Annotated in this window: 18 protein-coding genes, 1 tRNA gene and 2 pseudogenes (1 of these 21 only partly in view); 12 read left to right on the forward strand and 9 right to left on the reverse strand. The window is 72.1% G+C overall.

The genetic code is table 11. From position 1 onward, the window contains the following. Positions 1 to 9: 9 nt before the first annotated feature. Positions 10 to 987, reverse strand: a complete 978-nt coding sequence (locus tag ACZ5D2_RS23540; RefSeq protein WP_371678124.1) for a sigma-70 family RNA polymerase sigma factor — start codon at positions 985 to 987, stop codon at positions 10 to 12. A gap of 486 nt (positions 988 to 1,473) precedes the next feature. Between ACZ5D2_RS23540 and ACZ5D2_RS23545 the strand changes: the two genes are divergently transcribed. Then, positions 1,474 to 1,845 carry a hypothetical protein gene (locus ACZ5D2_RS23545; RefSeq protein WP_468931709.1) on the forward strand — a complete coding sequence of 124 codons (372 nt, stop codon included), beginning with the start codon at positions 1,474 to 1,476 and terminating at the stop codon, positions 1,843 to 1,845. Here ACZ5D2_RS23545 and ACZ5D2_RS23550 read toward each other — a convergent pair. The 3 genes from ACZ5D2_RS23550 to ACZ5D2_RS23560 all read right to left on the reverse strand — a co-directional run bounded on the left by ACZ5D2_RS23550 (position 1,842) and on the right by ACZ5D2_RS23560 (position 5,106). Then, on the reverse strand, positions 1,842 to 2,624 hold the full coding sequence (locus tag ACZ5D2_RS23550; protein ID WP_371678121.1) for a dioxygenase family protein: 783 nt from the start codon (positions 2,622 to 2,624) through the stop codon (positions 1,842 to 1,844). The two genes, ACZ5D2_RS23545 and ACZ5D2_RS23550, sit on opposite strands and share 4 nt — an antisense overlap. A 132-nt stretch (positions 2,625 to 2,756) precedes the next feature. Continuing rightward, positions 2,757 to 4,301 carry an MFS transporter gene (locus ACZ5D2_RS23555; RefSeq protein WP_468931712.1) on the reverse strand — a complete coding sequence of 515 codons (1,545 nt, stop codon included), beginning with the start codon at positions 4,299 to 4,301 and terminating at the stop codon, positions 2,757 to 2,759. Between the two features lie 91 nt (positions 4,302 to 4,392). Next, positions 4,393 to 5,106, reverse strand: a complete 714-nt coding sequence (locus ACZ5D2_RS23560) for a TetR/AcrR family transcriptional regulator (protein WP_371678119.1) — start codon at positions 5,104 to 5,106, stop codon at positions 4,393 to 4,395. 268 nt (positions 5,107 to 5,374) lie between these two features. Between ACZ5D2_RS23560 and ACZ5D2_RS23565 the strand changes: the two genes are divergently transcribed. The 5 genes and pseudogenes from ACZ5D2_RS23565 (at position 5,375) to ACZ5D2_RS23585 (ending at position 10,830) form a co-directional block, all read left to right on the forward strand. Continuing rightward, entirely contained in the window at positions 5,375 to 6,652 is a 1,278-nt protein-coding gene (locus ACZ5D2_RS23565) for a M6 family metalloprotease domain-containing protein (RefSeq protein WP_371678118.1), read from the forward strand. A 157-nt stretch (positions 6,653 to 6,809) separates the two neighbouring features. Then, positions 6,810 to 7,340 (forward strand): RidA family protein, encoded by a 531-nt coding sequence (locus tag ACZ5D2_RS23570; protein WP_371678117.1) that lies wholly within the window; start codon positions 6,810 to 6,812, stop codon positions 7,338 to 7,340. A gap of 142 nt (positions 7,341 to 7,482) precedes the next feature. Continuing rightward, positions 7,483 to 8,349, forward strand: a pseudogene (locus tag ACZ5D2_RS23575) (endonuclease/exonuclease/phosphatase family protein). A 1,674-nt stretch (positions 8,350 to 10,023) separates the two neighbouring features. Further along, complete coding sequence (locus ACZ5D2_RS23580; protein ID WP_371678116.1) at positions 10,024 to 10,527, forward strand: nucleoside deaminase; 504 nt, start codon at positions 10,024 to 10,026, stop codon at positions 10,525 to 10,527. A 230-nt stretch (positions 10,528 to 10,757) separates the two neighbouring features. Continuing rightward, positions 10,758 to 10,830, forward strand: a tRNA-Arg gene (locus ACZ5D2_RS23585). Positions 10,831 to 10,959: 129 nt separating this feature from the next. Here ACZ5D2_RS23585 and ACZ5D2_RS23590 read toward each other — a convergent pair. Continuing rightward, positions 10,960 to 11,139 (reverse strand): annotated as a pseudogene (locus ACZ5D2_RS23590) (deoxyxylulose-5-phosphate synthase); the annotation flags it as partial. Between the two features lie 198 nt (positions 11,140 to 11,337). On the opposite strand from ACZ5D2_RS23590, the gene ACZ5D2_RS23595 reads away from it, so the two are divergent. Together ACZ5D2_RS23595 and ACZ5D2_RS23600 are read left to right on the forward strand one after the other, a co-directional pair. Next, entirely contained in the window at positions 11,338 to 11,682 is a 345-nt protein-coding gene (locus ACZ5D2_RS23595) for a hypothetical protein (RefSeq protein WP_371678113.1), read from the forward strand. 90 nt (positions 11,683 to 11,772) lie between these two features. After that, entirely contained in the window at positions 11,773 to 14,064 is a 2,292-nt protein-coding gene (locus tag ACZ5D2_RS23600) for a hypothetical protein (RefSeq protein WP_468931717.1), read from the forward strand. Between the two features lie 107 nt (positions 14,065 to 14,171). On the opposite strand, the gene ACZ5D2_RS23605 is transcribed toward ACZ5D2_RS23600, so the two are convergent. The 3 genes from ACZ5D2_RS23605 to ACZ5D2_RS23615 all read right to left on the reverse strand — a co-directional run bounded on the left by ACZ5D2_RS23605 (position 14,172) and on the right by ACZ5D2_RS23615 (position 19,433). Next, positions 14,172 to 14,378, reverse strand: a complete 207-nt coding sequence (locus ACZ5D2_RS23605) for a hypothetical protein (protein WP_371678111.1) — start codon at positions 14,376 to 14,378, stop codon at positions 14,172 to 14,174. 99 nt (positions 14,379 to 14,477) lie between these two features. Further along, on the reverse strand, positions 14,478 to 16,331 hold the full coding sequence (locus ACZ5D2_RS23610) for an MFS transporter (protein WP_468931721.1): 1,854 nt from the start codon (positions 16,329 to 16,331) through the stop codon (positions 14,478 to 14,480). A gap of 111 nt (positions 16,332 to 16,442) precedes the next feature. Then, positions 16,443 to 19,433, reverse strand: a complete 2,991-nt coding sequence (locus ACZ5D2_RS23615; RefSeq protein WP_468931723.1) for a D-alanyl-D-alanine carboxypeptidase family protein — start codon at positions 19,431 to 19,433, stop codon at positions 16,443 to 16,445. 185 nt (positions 19,434 to 19,618) lie between these two features. On the opposite strand from ACZ5D2_RS23615, the gene ACZ5D2_RS23620 reads away from it, so the two are divergent. From ACZ5D2_RS23620 to ACZ5D2_RS23630, 3 genes are all read left to right on the forward strand, one after another. Next, the gene (locus tag ACZ5D2_RS23620; protein WP_030232012.1) at positions 19,619 to 20,362 is read left to right on the forward strand and encodes a GOLPH3/VPS74 family protein; all 744 of its coding nucleotides are present in this window, start codon (positions 19,619 to 19,621) and stop codon (positions 20,360 to 20,362) included. Between the two features lie 278 nt (positions 20,363 to 20,640). Beyond that, positions 20,641 to 21,528 carry a helix-turn-helix domain-containing protein gene (locus ACZ5D2_RS23625; protein ID WP_356213792.1) on the forward strand — a complete coding sequence of 296 codons (888 nt, stop codon included), beginning with the start codon at positions 20,641 to 20,643 and terminating at the stop codon, positions 21,526 to 21,528. A gap of 213 nt (positions 21,529 to 21,741) precedes the next feature. Then, on the forward strand, positions 21,742 to 21,939 hold the full coding sequence (locus ACZ5D2_RS23630; protein ID WP_266839666.1) for a DUF397 domain-containing protein: 198 nt from the start codon (positions 21,742 to 21,744) through the stop codon (positions 21,937 to 21,939). Between the two features lie 165 nt (positions 21,940 to 22,104). On the opposite strand, the gene ACZ5D2_RS23635 is transcribed toward ACZ5D2_RS23630, so the two are convergent. Then, positions 22,105 to 22,983, reverse strand: coding sequence for a hypothetical protein (locus ACZ5D2_RS23635; RefSeq protein ID WP_468931728.1), 879 nt, complete (start codon positions 22,981 to 22,983; stop codon positions 22,105 to 22,107). 129 nt (positions 22,984 to 23,112) lie between these two features. Here ACZ5D2_RS23635 and ACZ5D2_RS23640 point away from each other — a divergent pair, with 129 nt between their 5' ends. Then, positions 23,113 to 23,303: the start of an aminotransferase-like domain-containing protein gene (locus ACZ5D2_RS23640; RefSeq protein ID WP_468931731.1), read on the forward strand. It continues 1,018 nt past the right edge of the window; only the first 191 of its 1,209 coding nucleotides appear in the window; its start codon is at positions 23,113 to 23,115; its stop codon lies beyond the right edge, outside the window.

Consider the following 23,303-nt stretch of genomic DNA (forward strand, 5'->3'; position numbering starts at 1 on the left):
GCGGGCCGGTCAGGCCACGGCGTCGAAGCCGGTGTCGCGGGCCATGCGCTTGAGTTCGAGCAGCGCGTGCTTCTCGATCTGCCGGATCCTCTCGCGGGTGAGGCCGTGCTGCTTGCCGACCTCCGTCAGGGTCCGCTCGCGGCCGTCCTCGATGCCGTACCGCATCTTGATGATGGACGCCGTGCGCTGGTCCAGCTTGCCGAGGAGGTCCTCCAGCTCCTCGCTGCGCAGCAGCGAGAGCACGGACTGCTCGGGCGAGATCGCCGAGGTGTCCTCCAGCAGGTCGCCGAACTGGGTGTCACCGTCGTCGTCCACCGACATGTTGAGGCTGACCGGGTCACGCGCCCAGTCGAGGACGTCGCCGACGCGCTTCTCGGTGGAGTCGAGTTCGGCGGCGATCTCGGCGTGCTCCGGCTCGCGGCCGTTCTCGCGGTTGAACTCGCGCTGCACCCGGCGGATCCGGCCGAGTTCCTCGACCAGGTGGACGGGGAGGCGGATGGTGCGGGACTGGTCGGCGATGGAGCGGGTGATGGCCTGGCGGATCCACCACGTGGCGTACGTGGAGAACTTGAAGCCCTTGGCGTAGTCGAACTTCTCGACGGCGCGCACCAGGCCGGCGTTGCCCTCCTGGATGAGGTCGAGGAGGGGCAGTCCGCTGCGCGGATAGCGGCGGGCGACGGCCACGACCAGGCGGAGGTTGGAACGGATGAAGACTTCCTTGGCGCGCTCGCCTTCGGCGGCCAGGGCCTCCAGCTCCTCGCGCGCGGGGGCGTCCCCCTCGCGCTCCGTCGCCTCGTCGAGGATCTGCCGGGCGTACACGCCCGCCTCGATGATCTGCGAGAGCTCCACTTCCCTGGCGGCGTCGAGCAGCGGGGTGCGCGCGATCTCGTCGAGGTACATGCCGACCAGGTCGCGATCGGCGATCTCCCCGCCCACAGCGCGGGCGCTGCTCGTGGACTGACGACGGGCGACGGCGCGGGTTGCCATGCGTGCTCCCTTGCGATGCGGTGAGTCGGTCGCGGTGCGTCCTCGGACACTCTCCCGAGTGCCCGCTTCCGAAGGAAACAACGACTGGAATCGGGACAGAATTCCCCAGCCGGTCCCTGTTTTCCGAGATCTTGCAGTATCCTGCCCCGCCGCTCTTTACACGGAGCTGACAGAGATGTTGCGGGAACTCGCGGAGGTGCAGGTCAGGCAGGGGGTGAAGGCCGCTGCGCACGCCCTCGCCGACCGGCCCGGCCACCGCGCCGGTGAGACCGCCGTCACATCCGTACGGCGCTTTCCACTCGGTCCCGGTGCCGCTCCCGGCCGCACTTCCGCCCCTGAAGACGGGCCGTACCGGCTCCCGGTTGCCTGGACTGACGATCGAATACCCGGATACGCGACAACCAGAACATTTTCGACATCCTTGCTCCGGGCTCGCCCCGTGCCCATCCCACCCGTCCGGGTGAGGTGTCGGCATATCCCACCGGCATGGGGCACGCGCTCCTTGGCGTCGGAGGGTCGATCATCACCCTGGAGGACGCCGAGGAGCACGTCACCGAGGACGGGCTCGGGATCGACGCCTCGGCCGTCCGCCTGATCGTCGAGGTCGTCTCCCCCGGCAGTGACGGCATCACCCGCGACCGTCGCGCCTACGCGCGCGCGGGGATCCCCGTCCACGTCCTGATCGACGACCACGACGACGGCGGCACCGTCACCGTGCTCAGCGCGCCCGACCCCGAGGCGGCCATCCACGCCGACGAGGTCAGGACCGCCTACGGATCCGGCGCCACCGTCCCGGAGGGCCCCGCCAAGGGGTTCACCATCGGCGAGGAGATCACCGGGCCCCGCCGGGGGGTCTAGCCGAACTGGAGGGAGCGCTTCGAGAGGCCCATCCAGAAGCCGTCCACCGGGGTCCGCTGGGCGTCGAGGTCGGCTTCGGCGGCGCCGAGGGTGACGAAGAGCGGGGCGAAGTGTTCCGTGCGGGGGTGGGCGAGGCGGCCCGCCGGGGACTTGGCCTCGAAGTCGAGCAGGGCGTCCACGTCGCGGGCGTCCAGGGCCTCGCGGCCCCACGCGTCGAACTCCGCCGACCAGCCGGGCACGCCGGGGCCGGTGTGCCGCAGGGCGGCCAGGTTGTGGGTGAAGAAGCCGCTGCCGACGATCAGTACGCCCTCGTCGCGCAGCGGTGCGAGCTTGCGGCCGATGTCCATGAGCCGGGCCGGATCCAGGGTGGGCAGGGATATCTGGAGCACCGGTACGTCGGCGTCGGGGTACATCTCCACGAGCGGGACGTACGCGCCGTGGTCCAGGCCGCGGTCCGGGATGTCCTGGACGGGAGTGCCGGGGGCCCGGAGCAGCTTGCGGACCGAGGCGGCCAGCTCCGGGGCGCCGGGGGCCCCGTAGCGGACGCGGTAGTAGTGCTCGGGGAAGCCCCAGAAGTCGTGGACGAGCGGCACCGGTTCGACGGCGCCGAGGGCGAGCGGGGCCTCCTCCCAGTGGGCGGAGACCATCAGGATCGCGCGCGGCCGGGGCAGGTCCGCGGACCAGGCGGCGAGCTCGGACGGCCAGAGCGGGTCGTCGGCGAGCGGCGGGGCCCCGTGACTGAGGTACAGCGCCGGCATGCGGGGGGTGGCGGTGGTCATCGGGGCGCTCCTCGGTCGTCGGCGCGGGGCCGCGGCGGGCGGTGCGGTACCGCCCCACAAAGACTAACCCCGCTTCGTTCAAATTTGAACGAAGCGGGGTGATCAGTCATTCCCGTACCGCGGGCGCCCCCGTCAGTGGGCGATCACCGGAACCTTGAGCCCGGCGTCCTCGGAGCCGGCGCCCGCGCCGGTGGCCACCGGGCCGCCGGAGCCGGGACGGCCCGTGTTGATCAGGGTGAACGCGATGGTCGCGCTGATCGCCAGGATGCCGACGGCCCACCAGATCGCGGCGGAGTAGCCCTCCACCATGGCCTGGGCCTGGACCAGCTTCCCGGCCGCGCCGCCCGCCGCGGCCTGGGCCGCGTGGTCGGTCAGGTACGCGGTGGTCGCCGAGGCGGCGATGGTGTTCAGCAGGGCGGTGCCGATCGCGCCGCCGACCTGCTGGGAGGTGTTGACCATGGCCGAGGCGACGCCGGCGTCGGCCGGGTCCACCCCGTACGTGGCCAGGGACATGGCCGGCATGAGGGCGGTGCCCATGCCCAGGCCCAGCAGCAGCTGAGCCGGCAGGATCAGCGCCGGGTACGAGGAGCCGACCTCCAGCTGGGTCAGCAGCAGCATGCCGGTGGCGGCGAGCAGGAAGCCCGGTCCCATCAGCAGCCGCGGCGCGACGCGGGTCATCAGGCGGGCGCCGATCTGGGTGGACCCCGTGATCATGCCCGCGATCATCGGCAGGAAGGCGAAGCCGGTCTTGACGGGCGAGAAGCCCTTCACGACCTGGAGGTAGTAGGTGAGGAAGAGGAACAGGCCGAACATCGCGATGACGGCGAGACCCAGCGAGAGGTAGACGCCGCCGCGGTTGCGCTCCAGCAGCACGCGCAGCGGCAGCAGCGGGGACTTCACCTTGGACTCGACGGCCACGAAGGCCAGGAGCAGCGCGGCGGAGGCGATGAACAGGGACACGGTGATCCCGTCCGACCAGCCCGCGGACTCGGCGCGGGTGAACCCGTACACGAGCGAGACCAGGCCCAGGGTCGAGAGGATCACGCCCGGGACGTCGAGGCGGGCGCTGTTGCGGGAGCCGGCCGGCTCGCGGATGACCATCCAGGCACCGGCCGCCGCGACGATCGCGAAGGGGATGTTGACGAAGAAGGTCCAGCGCCAGTTGAGGTACTCGGTGAGGAATCCGCCGAGGATCAGGCCGACGGCGCCGCCGCCGCCCGCGATCGCTCCGTAGATGCCGAAGGCCTTGGCGCGCTCCTTGGCGTCGGTGAAGGTGACGGCCAGGAGGGAGAGCGCGGCCGGGGCGAGCAGCGCGCCGAAGGCGCCCTGCAGGGCGCGGGCACCGAGCATCATCGCCTCACCGGTCGCCGCGCCGCCCAGCGCGGAGGCCAGGGCGAAGCCGGCGAGACCGGTGATGAAGGCGTTCTTGCGGCCCCACTTGTCGGCGATGCGGCCGCCGAAGAGCAGCAGTCCGCCGAAGGCCAGCGCGTACGCGGTGATGACCCACTGGCGGTTGCCGTCCGAGATGCCGAGGTCGGTCTGGGCGGAGGGGAGCGCGATGTTCACGATGGTCGCGTCGAGGACGACCATCAGCTGCGCCAGCGCGATGAAGACCAGGGCCTTCCAGCGACTGGGATCGGCGCCGGCCGGCGCGGGGGCCGCGGCTGTTTTGGACATGGGGGTACCCACTTCACTGTGCGGAATGACTGAAAGGAACTACTAAGAACCGAAATGCGGTGTCGAAGCTAGGTGATGCCGGTTGGTCGCGTCACATGGTTTTACGCCTCAGGTCTTGCAACGTGGTTGCGGCGCCCGGCAGTTGGGAGCGGGCCGGAGCCCTCAGCCCGTCGAGGAAGAGCTGGAGGTGGCGGTGGACGAAGCGGTCCGCGCCCATGCAGTCCGTCCCCGGCAGGGGGCGGCTGAGCTGGGACAGGGCCACCATCAGGTCACCCACGCCGATGTCGGTGCGCAGCAGCCCCTCACGCCGGCCGGTGGCGACCAGGGTTTCCACGGCCGTCTCCAACGCGTCGCGGGCGGCCAGGAGTTCGGGGTGGTCGCGGTCGAAGTCGGCGGAGAGCATGGGGCACAGGGCGCCGATCCGCTCGTCGGCCGCGGCGTGCGTGAAGCGGCAGAGCGCGGCGAAGGCGTCCGGCTCCTCGGCCAGGGAGTCCTCGGCCTGGGCCGTGACCCGGTCCATCACGTAGAGCACCACGTGGTGGACGAGGGCGGCCCGGTCGGGGAAGTGCCGGTAGAGGGTGGCGTTGCCCACGCCCGCGCGGCGGGCGATCTCGTCGAGCGGGGCCTCCGCGCCGGTCTCCACCAGCATCTCGCGGGCCGCCGCCAGGATCCGCTCCCGGTTGCGCACCGCGTCGGCGCGCGGCTTCGGGACCCGGCCGGGGGTCGCGGCGGAGCAGGCGGCGGGGGCGCCGAGGTCCGCGGACGCCTCGGGGGCGGTCGCCGGCGTACGGCTGGAGCTCTTCATCCGGGGCCTCCCTGGGGCTGGGACTCGTACGGACCAATCGGCACCACCAAACGGGGAGCCGCTCCCCGCTTAGCGGGACTCCCATGCAAACGGGGATTGCGTCCCCGGTTATTTCACTCTTGAGTGTGACCCCGACCACATATAGATTTGGGCTGTTTCGTCTCGTTTGGGCGCTTCCGACGGGCGGGTGCGCCGCGGCCGACGGAGGGTGAGCGCACAGAGCGCAGTCCGGACCCGGCCGGCTGCCGCGGACCCGAAGGCGATCTCCATGCCGCAGACCCGCCACCGGATACGCAGACCCTGCCGCACCGGCGCCTACATCGGCCTGACGGCACTGGCCCTGGGCGTCACCGCCACCGCCAGCACCGGCATATCCGGCCGCAGCCACTCGGCCTCCGGCCCGGTCGCGGCCAGCGCGGAGTCCGTCCTGGCGCCCTGCCGGATCGCCGGGACCATGGGCGTCCAGATGTCGGAGGGCCTGCCGACGCCCCCCGGGTACTCCCGGTCCACCGGCGAGGTCCGCGCACTGAACCTGATGATCGACTTCCCGGACGCCAAGGGCGAGGGCTCGGCACTGGACCGGCTGGCGGAGTTCTTCCCCCAGACCTCCGACTGGTTCCGCACCAGCTCCTACGGGCGGCTCACCTACCGGGCCGAGGCCCCGATACGGAACTGGCTGCGGATGCCGATGCCCTTCGCGGCGTACGGGATCGAACGGGGCTCCGCCTACGAGCCCGGCTATCGGCGGCTCGTCGAAGACATCGCGAGGGCCGCCGACTCCGAGGTGGACTTCAGCCGGTACGACCTGATCAACGTACTGGTCACCCCGAACGCGGGACCGTCCGCCCTGGACACCGTCCTGTCGGTCACCTTCTCCGGCAACGGAGAGGCCCCGATGGCCGACGGGGTGCCGCTCGCGAACACGTCCTTCGTCTACAGCCGGCAGGACGACGGCTCCGGCACCTACCGGGAGACCGGCTACCGGGTGCTCCCGCACGAGAACGGGCACGTCTTCGGGCTGCCCGACCTCTACACCCCGGACGGGGGCGGCACGGTCGGCCACTGGGACATCATGAGCGAGGACTGGGGAGCCAACAACGACCTCCTCGGCTGGCACAAGTGGAAGCTGGGCTGGCTCGACGGCTCGCAGGTCAGCTGCGCCTCCGCATCGGGGGTCAGCGACCACGTCCTGTCGCCGCTGGCCGTCGAGGGCGGGACCAAGCTGGCCTTCGTCCCGCTGTCGGAGAGCGCCGGATACGCCGTGGAGGTCCGTACCCGGGCCGGGAACGACGAGGCCGTCTGCAAGCCCGGCGTGCTCATCTACAAGGTGGACTCCGAGGTGGACACCGGGCGCGGCCCGGTGACGGTCGCGGACAGCGTGAGCGGGAGCGGCGGCTGTACGCGGCGGCCCAACGTGCACGCGGAACTGTCGGACGCCCCGTACCGGCCGGGCGAGACCTTCACCGACGAGAAGGCGGGGGTCAGCGTCTCGGTGGTGGGCGAGCTGCGCGACGGCAGCTACCAGGTGCGCGTGACGCGGCCGTGAGGGGGCGGGCGGATCCGGGCGGGCGGCGGATCGGGCGGGCGGATGGGGCCGGCGGTGGATCCGGCTCACCCGGACGGCCACCCCGACCGGCGGCGGGCCGCCCGATCCCACCCTGATGGAGGAGTGCTTTCACCGGCTTTCGGCGCGGGATGCGGGCATGGTCGAAGCACTGATCCGCTTCCCCCCGGAGGAGCCCGTCGTGACCGCCACCCGCACCACCCCCGAAGAACGCCTGGCCGCGGCCGGGCTGGAGCTCCCCCCGGCCCCCGCGCCCGTCGCCGTGTACGTGCCGGCGGTCGTCAGCGGGCACTACGTCCACACCTCCGGCCAACTGCCCATGGTGGACGGCGCCCTGCCGGTGACCGGCAAGGTCGGGGCCGAGGTGGGCGCCGACCTGGCCAAGGAGCTGGCGCAGCGGTGCGCGCTGAACGCGCTGGCCGCCGTCGCGTCGGTGGCCGGGGACCTGTCCGCCGTGAAGCGGGTGGTGAAGGTGGTCGGCTTCGTGGCCAGCTCCCCCGGCTTCACCGGGCAGCCGGGCGTGGTCAACGGCGCGAGCGAGCTCCTCGGTACGGCCTTCGGCGACGCGGGCATCCACGCGCGCAGCGCGGTCGGGGTGGCGGTGCTGCCGCTGGACGCCCCCGTGGAGGTGGAGATCACCGTGGAACTGCACGCCCCGATGGGGGTGTGACCGGGCGCCGTCGCGCGAGAACCCGGCGGCGCGCACGGGCGTCCTCGCGTACGTGACCACGCGCTCCGGGACCCCTCGTCCTCCCTCCGGCCTCCGTCGCGGGGGGATCACCGCGGCCCTCGCGGTCCTCGCCGCCCTCCTGATGCTGCTGCACCGACGACTCCCGGGCGGGGCCGCGGCCGGGCACGCCCGGAGTCTCGTACAGACCTTCCTGCCGTGGACCGGGCTGCTGGTGCTGCCGCTGCTGGCGGCCGCCCTGCTGCGGCGTTCCCGACTCGCGCTCGGCGCCGTCCTGCTGCCCGCGCTCGTGTGGGGCCTGCTCCACGGGCGCACCCTGGCCGGTGACCGGAGCGGCGACGGCCCGGCCGACCTCACGGTGGCCACCCACAACGTGGACGACGCCAACCCCGACCCGGCGGGCACCGCGCGGGCCGTCGCCGCGTCCGGGGCGCAGCTGATCGCGCTGCAGGAGCTGACGCCGCCCGCGACGGGCGCGTACGAACGGGCGCTGGCGCCGAGCCACCCGTACCACGCCGTCGAGGGCACGGTCGGGCTCTAGAGCACCTTCCCGTTGCGCGACGTGGACGCGACGCCGGTGGTGCCGTGGCGGCTGGTGCTGCGCGCCACGGCCGACACCCCGCGCGGGCCCGTCACCGTCTACGTCGCCCACCTGCCCTCGGTCCGGCTGGGCGCGGGCGGTTTCGCCACCGGGCGGAGGGACGCGGCGGCCCGCCGCCTGGCGGCCGTGCTGCGGGCCGGTCCGGGGGGACGGGCCGTCCTCATGGGGGACCTCAACGGCACCACGGAGGACGACGCCCTGGCGGGCGTGACGAACCGTTTCACCCCCGCCCAGGCGGCGGGGGCGGGCTTCGGTTTCAGCTGGCCGGCGGCGCTGCCGGTGGCCCGGATCGACCAGATCCTCGTCCGGGACCTGACCCCGGTCTCGGCATGGACCCTCCCGCGCACGCCGAGCGACCACCTCCCGGTCGCGGCGGCCCTGCGCTTCTGACGCGGGCCCGTACCGGGGCCGTACGACGGTCCTCGATGCCGGTCCGGGCACCGTCGGGGCGGAGGTCCGCGATCGCACGAAACCCGTGGACGCCATTTCCCGGCCCACCGCCCGTTTCGCCGTTCCGGCGGAACAGCCACGGCGATTTCGGGGCGAGTTCCGGCATTCCCGCCGCCCCGCGGATCCGCGTACCGACAGGACCGGGCCCGTGGGCGAGCCGGGCCGATGGAAAAGCTCCCGACGTCACCCGGCACGAAGGAAAGAACCTCGTCCCGGACGTTGTCCGCCCGGAACATCGAGATCGCCCGGCCCGGCCCCGGCATCACCGTGACCGCGGAACTCGACGACCGCATTCCCGACCGGCGCGACGCGCCCGACGGAACGGTCATCTGTTCCGCGCTGCAGCACCTCGGCATCGCATGCGGCCCCCTGACCGAACCGATGCCCGCATCCCCCGTGGGCCGGAGCAGACCACAACGACGTCCACGCCGAAACCGAGCGGATCCGGCTGGACGAACCCACCGAACCCGCGGGTCTCCATCGGAGCTTCATCCCCCTCCGGCGCCGGTACCCACGAGACGGTCCCGCCCACCCTCCTCCTCGCCAACGGCGAGACCCGCCCGTTGGGCTGCGCCGCCTGCGGAGGCGTCGTCCGGGCCGGCGTCGCCCGCCAGATGACCCTCTCCATCAACTGCGTCGGCGGGTGGGACCTCCACCTGTCCCCTGGCACATCGGAGACCACCTGCGCCAGGAACGCCCCGCCGCGGACGGCGGCCGGAACGCACCCACCGACGTGATCGCGCCATATCCTGAGGGCCGGCCGGCGTTCCGCTCCGCCTCCGCCGCCCGGTGCCGCGTCCCTCGGGGCCGCCGAATCCGCACCGCCGACCCGGCCGCTGGACTAATAACCAGCGGTGACATGACGCGCGGACCAACTCTCGTAGAAGTCTACGAAGAGCTGCTCTCAGCCTGCGGAGTTTTCATGTCTTCGCCCCCTAGCTGATTCCGGCCGGTTGGCTGTGTACTCCTCACAAGTCGCAATGCAGCGGGGGGTCGTGTCTGTCGTGTCCGCACGGCGGCCACATGCGAGAGGTGTTCGTGTGATGCCGGATTTCCGGTCGGGAACTCGCTCTTCCCGACATCTCACGGAACGAAGGGAAAGCCTTGACTGAGTCGATATCCGGCCCGCACACCGGGACCGCCTGCCCCGGTCCGGGTGTCACCGTCAACGTGCAACCCGACGTCCGGAATCCGCCGGCCCACGCACGGGCCGGATCCCCTGGGAACCAGGCGATCCGCCGCCCGCATCCCCCGTCGGACGGACCCGACCGGAAGAGGTGCCGGCCCCGCACCAACCCCGTCGGACCCCGCGGGACGCCGGAGGCCACCCGCGCCGCAGACGCCCCCACCCGGGCCGCGCGTCACGGACGCCGCCCGACCTGACCGCCGTACGCACGTCCCGGCCGAAGGCCACCGGGAGATGGGCTCCGACGCCGGCCCCTCCCCCGCGTTCGACCCGCCCCCGCCGGACGCTCCCGCCCCGAGCACCCACCGGCACCGCCGACGGCACCGACCTCAAGACGGCCTCCGCGGGCCCCTTGTCGTCCCGGATGCGGTGCTCCGCACAGGCAGAGCATCCGGAAAATCCCCCACCCTTCTCCAAAAGGAGCGATCATGACCGCGCACACCGAAGAGATCAGAATCCAGGAACTCCAGCGCGCCTGGATGGACGAGGCCATCAAGCTGGCCACCAACAGCGTGGCGAACGGCGGCGGCCCCTTCGGCGCGCTGGTCGCCAGGGGCAGCGAGATCGTCGCCGTCGGGAACAACCAGGTCACCGCCAACCTGGACCCGACCGCGCACGCCGAGGTGAGCGCGATGCGCGCCGCCTGCAAGGAGCTGGACACCTTCTCCCTCGAAGGCTGCGTCCTGATCACCTCGTGCGAGCCCTGTCCGATGTGCCTCACCTCGGCGCTCTGGGCACGGGTCGACCGGATCCTCTACTGCGCCGACCGGCACGACGCGGCGGTGGCCGGCTTCGACGACCTCAAGTTCTACGAGCTGTTCGAGAAGAAGCCCGCGTCGCTGTGGCCGACGCCGGTCGAGCAGCTGGAGCTGCCGAACCGGACGGCGCCCTTCAACGCATGGCTGGCCAAGTCCGACCGCGTCGACTACTGACCCGCCCCGACCGCCGCTCCCGGTCCTGCGCCACTCCGGGAGCGGCGCAGGACCGTCGCGCACCGACGGAGCCACGACCGGCGGGCCGCGCCGGGGCCGGTGGACGGGTCCGGGCGGGGGCGGGTGTCGCGCCGCGGGGCCTCCTCGAAACCGGGCCGCGGAGCGCCGCCCTGATCCGCTACCCTGTCCCTGGGTTGCCCTCGTGGCGGCCCGCGATCTGGCCTTAGCCGGCCTTCGTAGCTCAGGGGATAGAGCACCGCTCTCCTAAAGCGGGTGTCGCAGGTTCGAATCCTGCCGGGGGCACAAGGGACAACGGCCCGGAGCGATCACGCTCCGGGCCGTTTGCTTTGCTGCGCCGGCCGACCGCGCCGGCTGACGGCACGACACGCCCTGGCAACCCGCACGGCGAGGCGGCGCCTTCCGCCCTTTCGCCTAGGGGGTGGCGAGGGCGCGTGCGACCGGGGTCCCGGTGCGTCGTGCGTACGTGAGCCGCTCGCGCACCTCGCGCAGGCTCCGGGGCCGGTAGCCGGGTCCGCAGCCGCAGCAGGCCTGCCGGAAGTCCAGTCCGGCATGGAGCAGGACGGAAACGACCCTCCAGGCGTCCCGGTCCCGTTCCCCCGCGCGCCCGCCGTCCCGGCCGCCCCGGCCCTTCTTCCCGCCCGCCGCAATTAACAGAATTAATTCTTCGGTTTTAGCCGGGCGCTATAACGCCCCGTCTTTTTGTTCGACGGAATTCAAGCCACCGCGGGCGGCAAGGTGACCGGAACGGCACTGGGCCGGTGGGGCGTTCCGCTTTTAGTGTTCTCGGCCATGGAGCTCAACATCGATGCGATTGTCGGTGGAGTCGCGCTCGACGGCGGCATCAAGGAAATCTCGATGCGGCTCATCAAGCAGTGCGCGGCCCCGGATCGCAACCGGCTCAGTGCCGATCTGAGTCATCAGATCACCCGGGAGCTCGAAAGCCTCGGGCTGATCACCTTTCCCCGGCGGCTCCCCACGTCCGAGAACGCGTCCGTGTGGGTCATGGCCGCGAGCCATCCGCTGGCACAGGTGGTGCTGATCGCCTCCGCCTACGCGTCCCTCGACCGGAGCGGCCGGAATCCACTGCCCGAGCTGTTCGAGAAGTACGCCCTCGCGCGGGACGGGCTGCTGTGATCCGACCGGCGCGGCACGCCGGGTCGAGCGGATTCCAGAGTTCAGAGCTTGAATCTTTAGGCATCAACTAAATTCGGAGGTCACCTGCCCATGCCCGCGAACACCCCCCAGTCCCTCACCGTCACCTGGGGCTCCGAGCCGGTCATCGTCTCCAGCATCGATCGCGACCTCCCGGCCCCCGGCGAGCCTTCCGCGCGGGGGGAGGTCATCGCCGCCGGTGCCGCCAACCCGCAGACCCTGCTGCCCGACGGGGCTTGGCGGGCCATAGCGCGGGCGACCACCATGCCCGAGGGCATCGCCCTGCAGCTGCGCCCGTCCACGGGGGATCCGGGCGGGCTGCTCCTGGAGGAGAACATCGAGGGCGCCACACTGCGTTCGGTGGTGACCCGGGTGCACCTGAGCGAACTGCTGCCGGGCATCCAGCCCCGGACCGGCATGGAGGTCAACGAGGTACCCGACCCGCAGGTGGAGGGGCTGACGCGGGCCGGGCAGCCGTGCGCCGTCGTGCGCTACCGGTACAAGGACTTCGGCCACCTGAAGGACCACGTCTGGCAGACCCTGCACGGCACCCTGTCGATCAACAGTTACGCCACCTCCATCCTGGCCCGGAAGGTGACCAGGAGCCTGATCACGCACCCGGTCGAGATCACCTTCGAGGACGGCACCCCGTCCTTCCACGGCCTGGTCGTCCGCGACGGCATCACCCGGCTGGCCAGCGCCTGGAACGTACTCGCCGGCCCGGACGCCGACGCCGCCAAGACGGCGGCGCACGCGGTCGGATCGCTCTTCGGCGGCGTCCGCCCGGACGCCGGCGGGGCCGCGCCCGAGCTCGACGAGCGGCTGGCCGAGCACCGGGAGCAGTGGCGCGAGGGCATCCGCAAGGAGTTCGCGCACGAGATGGGCCTGCTGGAGCCCGGACTGCGGGCCGCGCAGATCGCCCAGACGTTCGTGGTGCCCGCGCAGATCGCGGTGGGAGCCCAGCACCACCCCGGCCACCCGCTGGCCCCGGAGGACCTCTTCGACGACGCGATCCGCTCGATCCTGGCGAGCGTCCACGTCGACTTCAAGCAGTGGGACGACGCGGCCCAGCACATCGAGGTCATCACCCGCGCCCTCAAGCGGGTCATCCAGCTGGGTGATTCGCCGGTCCCGGCCGAGGACCTCCAGGCCGTGTACGGGCTCGCCGTCGGCCGGACCTCGCCCGACGAGCTGCCCACCGCGTTCCGCGACCGCACCATTCCCGGCACCCCGCTGTGGCGCAGCGTCTACCTGGTCCACGCGCTCACCCGGGCCGGGCTGTTCGAGCAGCTGAAGGACCAGGCCAAGACCATCAAGGGCGGTCGGCGGATGGGGCCGAAGGGGTTCGCGGAACTCCTGGGGCCGCTGGTCGACCTGCCGTGGCGCAGTCACAAGCGGGCCGTGACCAAGCAGGCCCGGAACGCGTGGAACAACGGCGGTGTCCTCACCGACGACGTGATGCTGGACTGGGACCCCGTCCCCACCGGCGACTTCACCTCGCTGGTCGGTCCGGCCTCGCGGGGGGACCTGAACGCGCGCTGCACCCTGGCCGTCGCCGGAGGCATCGCCCTGATCGCGGACAAGCTGCTGACGCGCAATGTCGGTTCGGCGCTGGGCGCCCCGAAGGAGAAGGGCGGGGTCCCCTTCCGTTCGGACGTGAACCAGGTGGTCCAGGACCTGTCCCGGCAGGACAACGAGCTGGGCCTGTGGACCCTCGCGCTGGCGGCGAACGCCTTCCGGGGCGACGCCCTGCCCGAGAACGCCGTCACCCTGCGCCAGCTGATCCGCAAGGATCCGGACGCCGGGACCACGGGCCGCACGTACGTCCACTTCAGGGTGGACCTGGCACAGCCGGACAGGATCGCCCGGGACGAGAACGGGGTCCCGGAGCAGCTGTACCAGTGGGACGTGGTCGCCGCGTCCGACGAGAAGCGGGCGGAGCCGGCGGCGGCGGCAGCGGCCGGGGCGGGCACCGGCTCGCCGGGCGCACCCGCCGACGGGCCCGTCGACGCCACCACCGCGGCCCCGGAGGGCCCGGCGGACGGCGCCGGCGGGACGGGCGCCGCGGCCGTCTTCCTGGCGCCCGCGGGCGTGGACGGCCGGCCCGCGAGCCAGCGGGCGGCCGACGACCGCAACGTCCTGCGCACGAGCCTCTCGGCCGCCCACGACGCGCTGGAGCGGCTCAAACTGCTGGAGCCCGAGGTGGGCGCCCACACCCCGGTGATCCCGTTGCCCGGCCTCGAAGAGCTGAACCGGATCCTGGTCAGCCTCAGCGCCGACATCGAGAACCTGCGGCGGCGGACCGAGGACCTGCACGAGGAGGACGGAGAGGACGGAGAGGACGGAGCGGAGGGCCTGGACTAGGCGGACGGCCGGTGTCCCCGGCCGGGGAGGGACGGAAGCCCTCCCGGCCGGGCCGGGAGGGCGAAGTGCGTCATGACCGGGGCAGGGGGCGCGTCAGGCCGCGCCGGTCAGCTGAGGCCTCTGCTGCGTTCGCCGATCCGGTCGCCCTGGGGAGTGCCGGCCCGCTTCAGGGACGCCTTGGTGTGGACCCCGCCCTTGACCTTGGTCCGGACCGGACCCTCGAAGCCGTGACCACCCTGTGTGTGCGGCAGCTGGACGCGTTCCGACGCCTTCGCGATCGCCGCCTGGACGTCCTGCTTCTGCTCTTTGCTCATCCCGTCGTCAACTCCCTCGGGAAGCACCCAATCGGACTACTGGGATCGTATGCAGATATACGGACCAATGCACCTGGACCATGCGTAAAGAATGCTGGATCAAGGCCGTGGCGCGGCCGGCCGCTTCGGGGTGCCCACGGTGGCCCGGACCAGCTCCTCCGGGCAGGGCGTACCCCGCGGGAGCTGGTACTTCGCCGCTACCCGGTACTCCCCCGGCGCCGGCGCCAGCAGCTCCGTCCAGGTGTCCCCGGCGGCGTCGGGGGCCGCCTTGAAGAGGCACCCGGACGTGTTGGCGTACTCCTTGGGCGGCGCGCCCGTCCCGGCGGCGGTGCCCCGGGCCTTGGACGCGGGGGTCTCCTGCGGGGGCTCCACCGCCTTGCCCGCCGCGTCAACCAGGCCCAGCCAGGGCGAGTGCGGGATCCGCACGAGGACCCGGCCGGGGGCCTTGACGTCGATGACCAGCTGATCGGCGCCCGCCCGCACCACGTCGGCCGGTCCCGACACCAGTTCGGTGGGGCCGGACACCTGGAACAGCCGCCAGTTCTCGTCGCCCCACACCTCGCGCAGGTACGGGAGTCCCGCGCGCACGAGCTTCGCCTCGGCCTCCCCGCCCGAGTCGGGTTTGTCGGCGGGCAGCACCACGTAGTGCACGGCCCAGCGCCGCAGCCATTCCCGGTAGCCGTCGGCGGTGAGGGTGCCGTCGTAGAAGAGCGGGTTGCGTTCCAGGTCCGCCTGCCGGTTCCAGCCGCGCGCGAGGTTGACGTACGCGGGGAAGGCCGAGGATTCGCGGTGGCTGCTGGCGGGGACCACCTCGACCCGGCCCCGGTCGGCGCCCGCCTTGCCGAGCCGGTCGATCAGCGGGGCCAGCTCCCGGTTCCAGGCGGCCACCGGGGTGGTGCGGACGATGTCGGTGACGCTGTTGGTGGTGATCCAGGCGGTCAGCCCCACGAAGGCCGCCAGCACCGCGTACCGGCGCCGCGAGCGCGGGGCGGTGTACGGGAGGGCGGCGAGCAGCACCGCCCCGCCGAATAGCATGACCAGCCGGGTCACGTTCGAGCCGACCTGGGAGTCGATCGCCCAGGTCAGGAACACCCCGAAGGCGTAGACGGCCGAGGCGATCCGGACCGTCTTCCACCCCTCGGGCACCAGGAAGACCAGGGACAGCCCGAAGAGGAACGGCAGCCAGGCCGAGCCCAGCATCATCGGCTGCGTACCGGAGAAGGGGAACAGCCAGGCCGACAGCCCCACGACGGCCACCGGGGCCAGCCCCAGCGCGTACGCGCCCGGCCGCCGCCCGCTCAGGAAGAGCGCGGCGGCGATCACCCCGAGGAACAGCCCCGCGACCGGGCTCGCCGCGGTCGCCAGCCCGGCGAGCGGCGCGGCGACGGCGGCTTTGGCCCAGCGCCGCCGGGCCCATTTGCGGGGCCAGCAGAAGACGGCGGCGACGGCCCCGAGCGCGAACAGCACCCCGAGCCCGAAGGTGACCCGGCCCGACAGGGCGTTGCAGAGCAGCCCGTAGACCCCGGCCAGGGCCGGCCACAGGGGGCGGCGGACGGCGCCGCGGCAACGGGTCAGGATCAGCGCGAGGAGCCCCGCCGAACAGGTGCCGGCGATCATCATCGTGGTCCGGACGCCGATCATGTACATGACGTACGGGGACACGACGCTGTACGAGACCGGGTGCATGCCCCCGTACCAGGCGAGGTTGTACGCGGTGTCGGGGTGCCGGCCGACGAACTCCGCCCACGCGTCCTGTGCCGCGAGGTCCCCGCCGCTGTTGGCGAAGCTGAAGAACCACACCACGTGCAGGACGGCGGCCACGGCGACGGCCACGGCCACCGGATTCCGGTGTGCCCGTGCGAGCAGCCCGGCACCTGTGCCGCCCCGCCCGGGGGACGCCCCGGGCGGCTCCTGTCCCTGCTCATGCTGTTCATGCTGCTCAGCGGTGGTCACAACCGACGCTCTCTCCCCGACACGACACGTGAGTCCCGCCCCGGCACCCTAGACGCGCCGCGGCGCCCCGGGGGTTGCCCGGGGCGCCGCGGCGACGCACCTGCGATCGGATCAGCCGATACGGGTCAGCTTGCTGCCGGCACCCGGCGCGACCAGCTCCCGCTGGAGCGCCACGGGCACCTTCACCTGGCTGGCCCCCTCGCCGACGGTCAGCACCCCGACCTGGGTTCCGGCCTTGGCCGTCTCCGGGATCCTGGTGCCGCCGTCGCCGAGCTTGAGGTTCACGGTCAGCGCGGGCCAGCCGACCGCCTGGACGTCGGCGGTGGCCACGACCGGCGTCCGGCCGCCGAGGCCGTCGTCCACGTACCCGACGACATCGCCCTTCTTCACGACGGGCGCGCCCTCGATGGCCTTCTGGGTGGCGATCAGCAGCGTCCGGCTCGCGCCGATGACGCTGTCGATGATCGGCGGCTTGTGCTGGCCGAGGACGGCGCCGACGATCAGCTGGTTGGTGTCGCCGACCTTCTTCTGCGCGGCGAAGAGGAGGTTTCCGCCCGCCTTGGTCGTCGTACCGGTCTTGATGCCGAGGGAGTCGTTGAACGGGACCAGACGGTTCCAGTTGGGCCACGGCTTGCCGGTCGGGTCGGTCCAGCTGGGCATGCGGGTGATGTCCACCAGCGCCGGGATCTCGACGATCTTCAGTCCCAGCTTCACCTGGTCCTCGGCGGTGCTGACCGTGGTCGCGTCCAGGCCCGAGGGGTCGGTGTAGGTGGTGTTCGTCATGCCGAGTTCCTTGGCGGTGTCGTTCATCTTCTTGACGAACGCCTCCTGGGAACCGGAGTCCCAGCGCGCGAGCAGCCGCGCGATGTTGTTGGCCGACGGGATCATGAGGGCGGCGATCGCGTCGTACTCCGTGATCTTGTCGCCCTCCTTGACCGTGTTGAGGGTGGACTCGTTGTCCGACTTGTCCTTCTGGCCCTCGGTCTCCGCGGTCTTGTCGACGTCGATCATCGCGCCCTTCTCACCCTTCTTGAAGGGGTGGTCGCGCAGGATGATGTACGCCGTCATCGACTTGGTGACACTGGCGATCGGCACCGGCTTCTGCTCACCGGACGAACCGATGGTGCCGAGGCCGGCGGCGGCCATGGAGGCCTGCCCCTCGGTGGGCCAGGGCAGATCGGGCTTCCCGCCCGGGAAGGTGTACGAGGCCTTCGCGGTCATCGCCAGCTTCGGCGCGGGCAGCGGGCGCACCATCTGCACGACGGCGAGCACGACGGCCAGGAGCAGCACGATCGGCGCGTAGATCTTGAACCGCCGGACCGCGGTGCGCATGGGGCTCGGCGGCGGGGGCGGGTTGTTGGTGAGGTCCGCCAGCATGTCGAGCGGCGGCCTCGGGGGCAGCGGCTGCTGGGTGGTGCGCTCGCTGGAGTCCAGCCGGCCGGCCGCCGCCGGCGGGGCCGGGGGCGTCGTGAACGGCTTGGGGGCGGCGGGCGCGGGCTTCGGCGTCGCGGGAGCGGGCGTCGCGGGCTTCGGCGTCGCGGGCTTCGGTGGGGCCGGCCGGTCGTCCCCGCGCAGCGGCACGAAGGTGCTGGGCCGCGCCCCGCCCTTCCCGGCGTCCGCCGGCTTCTTCTCCCCGGCCGGGGCGGAGCCCGGCTTGACGGCCCGGAAGACGGCCGTGCGCTCACTGTCGCCGTCGGCCGCCTCGCCCGATCCGGCGGCCTTCCCGGCATCGGCCGGCTTGGCCCCGCGCGGGTCCTGCGCGGGCTTCTTGTCCTCCACGGCACCAGCGCCGGAGCCGGCGCCGGAGCCCGGCTTCACCGTACGGAAGACGGCGGTGCGCTCGCTGTCGGCAGCGGCGGGCTTCCCGGCCTTGTCCGCGGGGGTCGCGGGGGCCGCCTTGTCCGTCGCGTCGGTCTTGTCCGCCGCGTCGGCCGGCTTGGCCCCGCGCGGGTCCTGCGCGGGCTTCCTGTCCTCCACGGAGCCAGAACCGGAGCCAGAACCGGAACCGGGCACGACGACGCCGAAGGCGGTGGTACGCACGTCCGCGGCCGGCTTCTTCGGCTCGTCGGCCGGAGCGGACCCCGGCTTCACGGCCCGGAAGACGGCCGTGCGCTCGCTCTTGTCGTCGGCCGGCCCGTCGGCCTTCCCGGCCCCGCGCGGGTCCTGCGCGGGCTTCTTGTCCTCCGCCGGAGCGGAACCCGGCTTCACCGTACGGAAGACCGCCGTGCGCTCCCCGTCACCCTTCCCGGGGTCAGCGGCGGGCTCCTTGTCCTGCGCCGAACCGGAATCGGACACGACGGCCCCGAAGGCGGTGGTCCGCACGTCCGCGGCCGGCTTCTTCGGCTCCGCACCGCGCGGATCGCGCGCCGGCTTCTCTTCCTCCGCGGAGGAAGAACCCGGCTTCACCGTACGGAAGACCGCCGTGCGCTCCCCGTCGCCCGTCCCGGGCCGGTCGGCGGGCTTCTTCGGCTCCCCGCCGCGCGGGTCCTGCGCGGGCTTCTTGTCCTCGGTCGAAGTGGAATCCGCCTTCACGGTACGGAAGACGGCCGTGCGCTCGCCGTCGCCCTTCTCGGGCCCGTCGGCGGGTTCCTTGTCCTGCGCCGAACCGGAATCGGACACGACGGCGCCGAAGGCGGTGGTCCGCACGTCCGCGGCCGGCTTCTTCGCGCCGTCGGAGGTGTCCGAGGGCGCCGAGCCCTGGCGGACCACGCCGGGCGTGGCCGGCTTCGCGGGGTCCGCCCGACCCGGGGACGGCTCCGGAACGGCGGCCGCCTTGGCCGCGCCGGTCCCGGCGCCCGAGTCCGAGTCCGAATCCGAGTCCGAGTCCGAGTCCGCACCCTCGCCGCCGTCGGCGTCGCCGTCCGTGTCCGTATCCGCGTCACCGTCCGTATCCGCGTCACCGTCCGTGTCCGCGTCCGCCGTCCGGTCCGCCGGTCCCGTCGGCTCGGCGGTCGCGACCCATGCGGCCACGGCCTCCTTCAGCGCGTCGCGCCGCGGCGGCGGCTGGAAGACCGAAAGCCTCGGGTCCTGTTCCGCGGAGGAGGACTTCGCCGTTCCCGACGTTCCTTCATCTACCGACTTGTCGGGGGACTCGCCCGCCACCGTTCCTCCTCGATCGCCGTCCGGTCGCTGTCCGAACCGTCTAACAGTGTCCCGTCTAGGGGGCATCGCCCCTGTGCTAGACGAGAACGACATAGCTGCAGGTTCCCCCGCAAAGCGGCCAGGCGCTCTCGACAGATGAATGTGAGAGGCGTCACCCTGTCACTCATCCACGCGGGGAGGCATGGATGGGCAGGAGCCGCAGAACAATTCCAGAGGAGCTTCTGCTGCTCGCCTTGGACCCGGCCACGGGAACCACGGCGCAGCCGCAGTCGCTCGACCTCGGCCTGGCCGGGGCACAGCTAGTGGAGCTGGCTCTGGCAGGACGGATAGCCCCTGACGGGGATCGTATCGCCGTGGTGATGCCACGGCCGACAGGAGATCCGACTTTGGACTCCGCACTGGAACTGCTGCGCAGGCGCGGCAGCCCGGTCCGGGCCGTCCACTGGATCGGCGGACCCCGGCTGGGGCTCCGCCAGATTTACCTCGCCCACCTGGAGCGCTGCGGCATGGTGCATGCCGTCGCGGGACAGATGTGCGGGGTGTTGCCGACGACTCGCTACCAGGCGACCGACACGGCGATCAGCCGGGAGATCCGTGCCCGGCTCGACAGTGCGATCCGCACCGGTGTACCGCCGGACCCGCGGACCGCGGCGCTCGCCGCACTGGCCCACGCGGTCGGACTCGGCAAGCACCTGTACCCCGGCAACGAGGGGCGGTCGTCACGGTCCCGGCTGCGGGACCTGATCCGGCACGACCCGATGGGCGGTCTCGTTGCGCACGCCGTGATGGACGTCCAGAACGGTGTGGCCGCCCAGCCGCGCCGCGACCGGGCTCCGGCCCAGCCGCCCGCCGCCCGGGCCACGGCGAGCAGCGGTGTGCCGCTGCAGCCGCGCCGGACGGGTGCGATGGCACGAGCGGCAGCGCACTAGGGACGGACCCGCACCACCCGTACAGGCAGCACGCACAGGCCCCGTGACACCCCTTGATCCGCCGAACGGGGCACAGATCGCCGCGACCGGAGGTCCCCCAAGGACCGGCGCGGAAGCCGCCCGCACGCGGGGTGGCGTGACCGGTGAGCCGGTCCCGCCACCCCGCGTGTCTGCTTTTCCCAGCCGTTCCCCAGCGCCGTCGCACCCTTCGGTGGCAGTCTGCTGAACAGCAGACACGCAGAGAGACAGCGACAGAAGAAGGCGGAGGTGCCGTATCCGTGGCGTCCAATGTCAATCCCACCGTCCGACGCCGCCGACTGGGCATGGAATTGCGCAAGCTTCGCGAGGACAAGGGCATGACGGCCGAACAGGTCGCCGAACGCCTCCTCGTCTCCCAGTCGAAGATCAGCCGGTTGGAGAACGGCCGCCGGTCCATCAGCCAGCGTGACGTCCGCGACCTGTGCGAGGTGTACGAGGTCGAGGACCCCCGGCTCGTGGACTCGCTCATGCAGATGGCCAAGGACTCCCGCCAGCAGGGCTGGTGGCACGCCTTCGGGGACATCCCGTACAGCGTCTACATCGGGCTGGAGACCGACGCGGCCAGCCTGCGCACCTACGAACCCCAGATGGTCCCCGGCCTGCTCCAGACCCCGGAGTACGCCCAGGCCCTCATCCGCGGGGCGCTGCCGGAGACCGCGCCCGCCGACGTGGACAAGCGCGTCCAGGTCCGCATGCACCGCCAGAAGCGGCTCTCGGAGACGGACAACAACAATCCCGACGTCGGTCCGCTGCGCCTGTGGGCGGTCATCGACGAGGCGGCGCTGCGCCGGCACGTGGGCGATCCACAGTTGATGATCCGGCAGCTGGAGTACCTGATAGAGCAGTCGCAGCAGCCGTACATCACGGTGCAGGTGATGCCGTTCTCGATGGGCGCGCACCCCGGCGTGAACGGGCAGTACGCCATTCTGGAATTTCCGGACGCCTCCGACTCGACGGTCGTCTACATCGAGGGCGTCACGAGCGATTTGTACCTGGAGAAGGCCAACGACGTTCAGAAATACAGCGTGATGTACGAGCACCTGCGCGCCCAGGCCCTCAATGTGGACCAGACCAGGCAGTTCATCGGCGAGATCATCGACCACTACGCGGGCAAGACGGGAAAGTGACCCGGTGACCCGATGCCCTGATGGCCCGATGCGGCGGAGGGGGCCCGGTACCGTACACCGTCGGCCCCCGGCCGGAAAAGGCCTGACCGGAGTATGCCACCCGGTCGAGTGAATGCCTCCTTCAGGCCTCGGGAGGTGCCGGTAGCGTCGATCACGTCGGTCAGGGAATTGGCCGGCACGCAACCGGCACTACTCGCTGAACCGGAGAGAAACATGGCAATTCGTCAGGGCGCCACGGAAAACTGGACCAAGTCCTCCTACTCCGGCGGAAACGGCGCCTGCGTCGAGGTCAAGTCCCCGGCCGTGGAAGCGATCGCGGTCCGCGACTCCAAGGTGCAGGACGGCCCGTCCCTCACCTTCGCGCCGGCCTCCTGGACCTCCTTCGTCACCGACGTCGTCGCGGGCCGGTAAGGGCGCCTCGCCTGAACACCCGAGCGCCCTGTCCGATGCCAGGTCCGATACCGGGTCCGATACCGGGGCCGGCGCCGGATCCCACGGCCGGTCCGGCGACACCGCCCAAAGCCCCCTCGACCGGCCCGCCGTCCTGGCCGAGGGGGCTCGGTCATGCCCGGGACCTCAGCGGAGCAGGTCCACGTAGCGGTCGGTTCCCGGCACCGTCGGGATGAACGGCGCGACCAGTTCCACCCGTCCCAGCCCCGATTCGGCGACCTCCGCGTCCAGCCCCCGGAAGCGGTCCCAGCAGGTGCGCGGGTCGGCTTCGAGGAACCACAGCAGGGTGAGCCGGGTGTCGACCCCTTCGACCTGCTTCACGTAGGTCATCCGGTCGCCGGGCAGCGGCGTCGGCCGGAAGACGGTCACCATCGCCGCCTGCGAGCCGCTCAGCCGTCGCGGCAGGTCCCGGGAGCGCAAACGTTCCAGCAGCTCCGCCCGCCGGCCGGGGTCCTCGGCGTCGACGACCTGGAGCACGAGCCCGGTGTACGGGTGGTCGAGGGCGTGGAAGTCGCGGGGTCCGGTGTCCTCGTCGCGGTAGACGGTCGCCTCGTGGTCCTGGAAGGCCGTGAAGACGTGGGTGCGGTCCTGGTGTACCCGGCCGTCCCGGTTGAGGCGCTTGTTGATGCCGACGGTCCACTTCATGTGCTCGTCGTAGCGGCCCTCTGTCACCCAGTACGTGGAGAGGTAGCAGCCGGCGGTGACGGGCTGGGCGACCGCCGACTTCTCCGGGTAGCGCAGTTCCTGGAGGTCGCGGGTGGCGACCCAGCGGCGGCCGGCGTACATCCAGGGCATGGCCATGGCGCCGGCGTAGTAGTGGTCGTCCTCGTACCAGCGGTTGTACGCGTACTCGTGGCCCGGGTGGGGTTCCACCATGGTGATGAGGGCGTGGCCGGGGCGGACCCCGTACGGGCCCACGGCCGCCAGTTCCGCGTAGTCCCCGGCCCGGGTGTCCTCGGGCTCCGGCCCCCGCTCCGGCCGTTCCCGATCGTCTCTGGTCGTCATGGCACCGGTTCTAGCTGATGATCCGTCAACTGTGGAGGGGTCGGGCACGGTTCAGCCGGTGGACAGTAGGTGCTGTCTACACCTTCTGCCGCTAGGCTGCGCGGCATCCGCCACCCGAAGGAGCCCCCCATGCCCCTCGACTCCCCCTCTCCGGCCGCCGCCCCGCTCCCGCCCTTCGCCGCCCGCGCCGCCTCCGTGGGCGGCTCGCCCGTACGGGAGATCCTCGCGCTCACCGAACGCCCCGGGGTGATCTCCTTCGCCGGCGGCCTGCCCGCGCCCGAACTCTTCGACACCGCCGGTCTGCGGGCCGCCTACGACGC

The organism is Streptomyces sp. NPDC031479, assembly GCF_055581065.1.

Excerpts from the sequence above, each read along its gene's own strand:
- ACZ5D2_RS23540 (WP_371678124.1), bottom strand. The coding sequence starts at position 987 with ATGGCAACCCGCGCCGTCGCCCGTCGTCAGTCCACGAGCAGCGCCCGC.
- ACZ5D2_RS23555 (WP_468931712.1), bottom strand. The coding sequence starts at position 4,301 with ATGTCCAAAACAGCCGCGGCCCCCGCGCCGGCCGGCGCCGATCCCAGT.
- ACZ5D2_RS23580 (WP_371678116.1), top strand. The coding sequence starts at position 10,024 with ATGACCGCGCACACCGAAGAGATCAGAATCCAGGAACTCCAGCGCGCC.
- ACZ5D2_RS23605 (WP_371678111.1), bottom strand. The coding sequence starts at position 14,378 with ATGAGCAAAGAGCAGAAGCAGGACGTCCAGGCGGCGATCGCGAAGGCG.
- ACZ5D2_RS23600 (WP_468931717.1), top strand. The coding sequence starts at position 11,773 with ATGCCCGCGAACACCCCCCAGTCCCTCACCGTCACCTGGGGCTCCGAG.
- ACZ5D2_RS23630 (WP_266839666.1), top strand. The coding sequence starts at position 21,742 with ATGGCAATTCGTCAGGGCGCCACGGAAAACTGGACCAAGTCCTCCTAC.
- ACZ5D2_RS23545 (WP_468931709.1), top strand. The coding sequence starts at position 1,474 with ATGGGGCACGCGCTCCTTGGCGTCGGAGGGTCGATCATCACCCTGGAG.
- ACZ5D2_RS23595 (WP_371678113.1), top strand. The coding sequence starts at position 11,338 with ATGGAGCTCAACATCGATGCGATTGTCGGTGGAGTCGCGCTCGACGGC.
- ACZ5D2_RS23570 (WP_371678117.1), top strand. The coding sequence starts at position 6,810 with ATGGTCGAAGCACTGATCCGCTTCCCCCCGGAGGAGCCCGTCGTGACC.
- ACZ5D2_RS23550 (WP_371678121.1), bottom strand. The coding sequence starts at position 2,624 with ATGACCACCGCCACCCCCCGCATGCCGGCGCTGTACCTCAGTCACGGG.
- ACZ5D2_RS23620 (WP_030232012.1), top strand. The coding sequence starts at position 19,619 with ATGGGCAGGAGCCGCAGAACAATTCCAGAGGAGCTTCTGCTGCTCGCC.
- ACZ5D2_RS23635 (WP_468931728.1), bottom strand. The coding sequence starts at position 22,983 with ATGACGACCAGAGACGATCGGGAACGGCCGGAGCGGGGGCCGGAGCCC.
- ACZ5D2_RS23560 (WP_371678119.1), bottom strand. The coding sequence starts at position 5,106 with ATGAAGAGCTCCAGCCGTACGCCGGCGACCGCCCCCGAGGCGTCCGCG.
- ACZ5D2_RS23565 (WP_371678118.1), top strand. The coding sequence starts at position 5,375 with ATGCCGCAGACCCGCCACCGGATACGCAGACCCTGCCGCACCGGCGCC.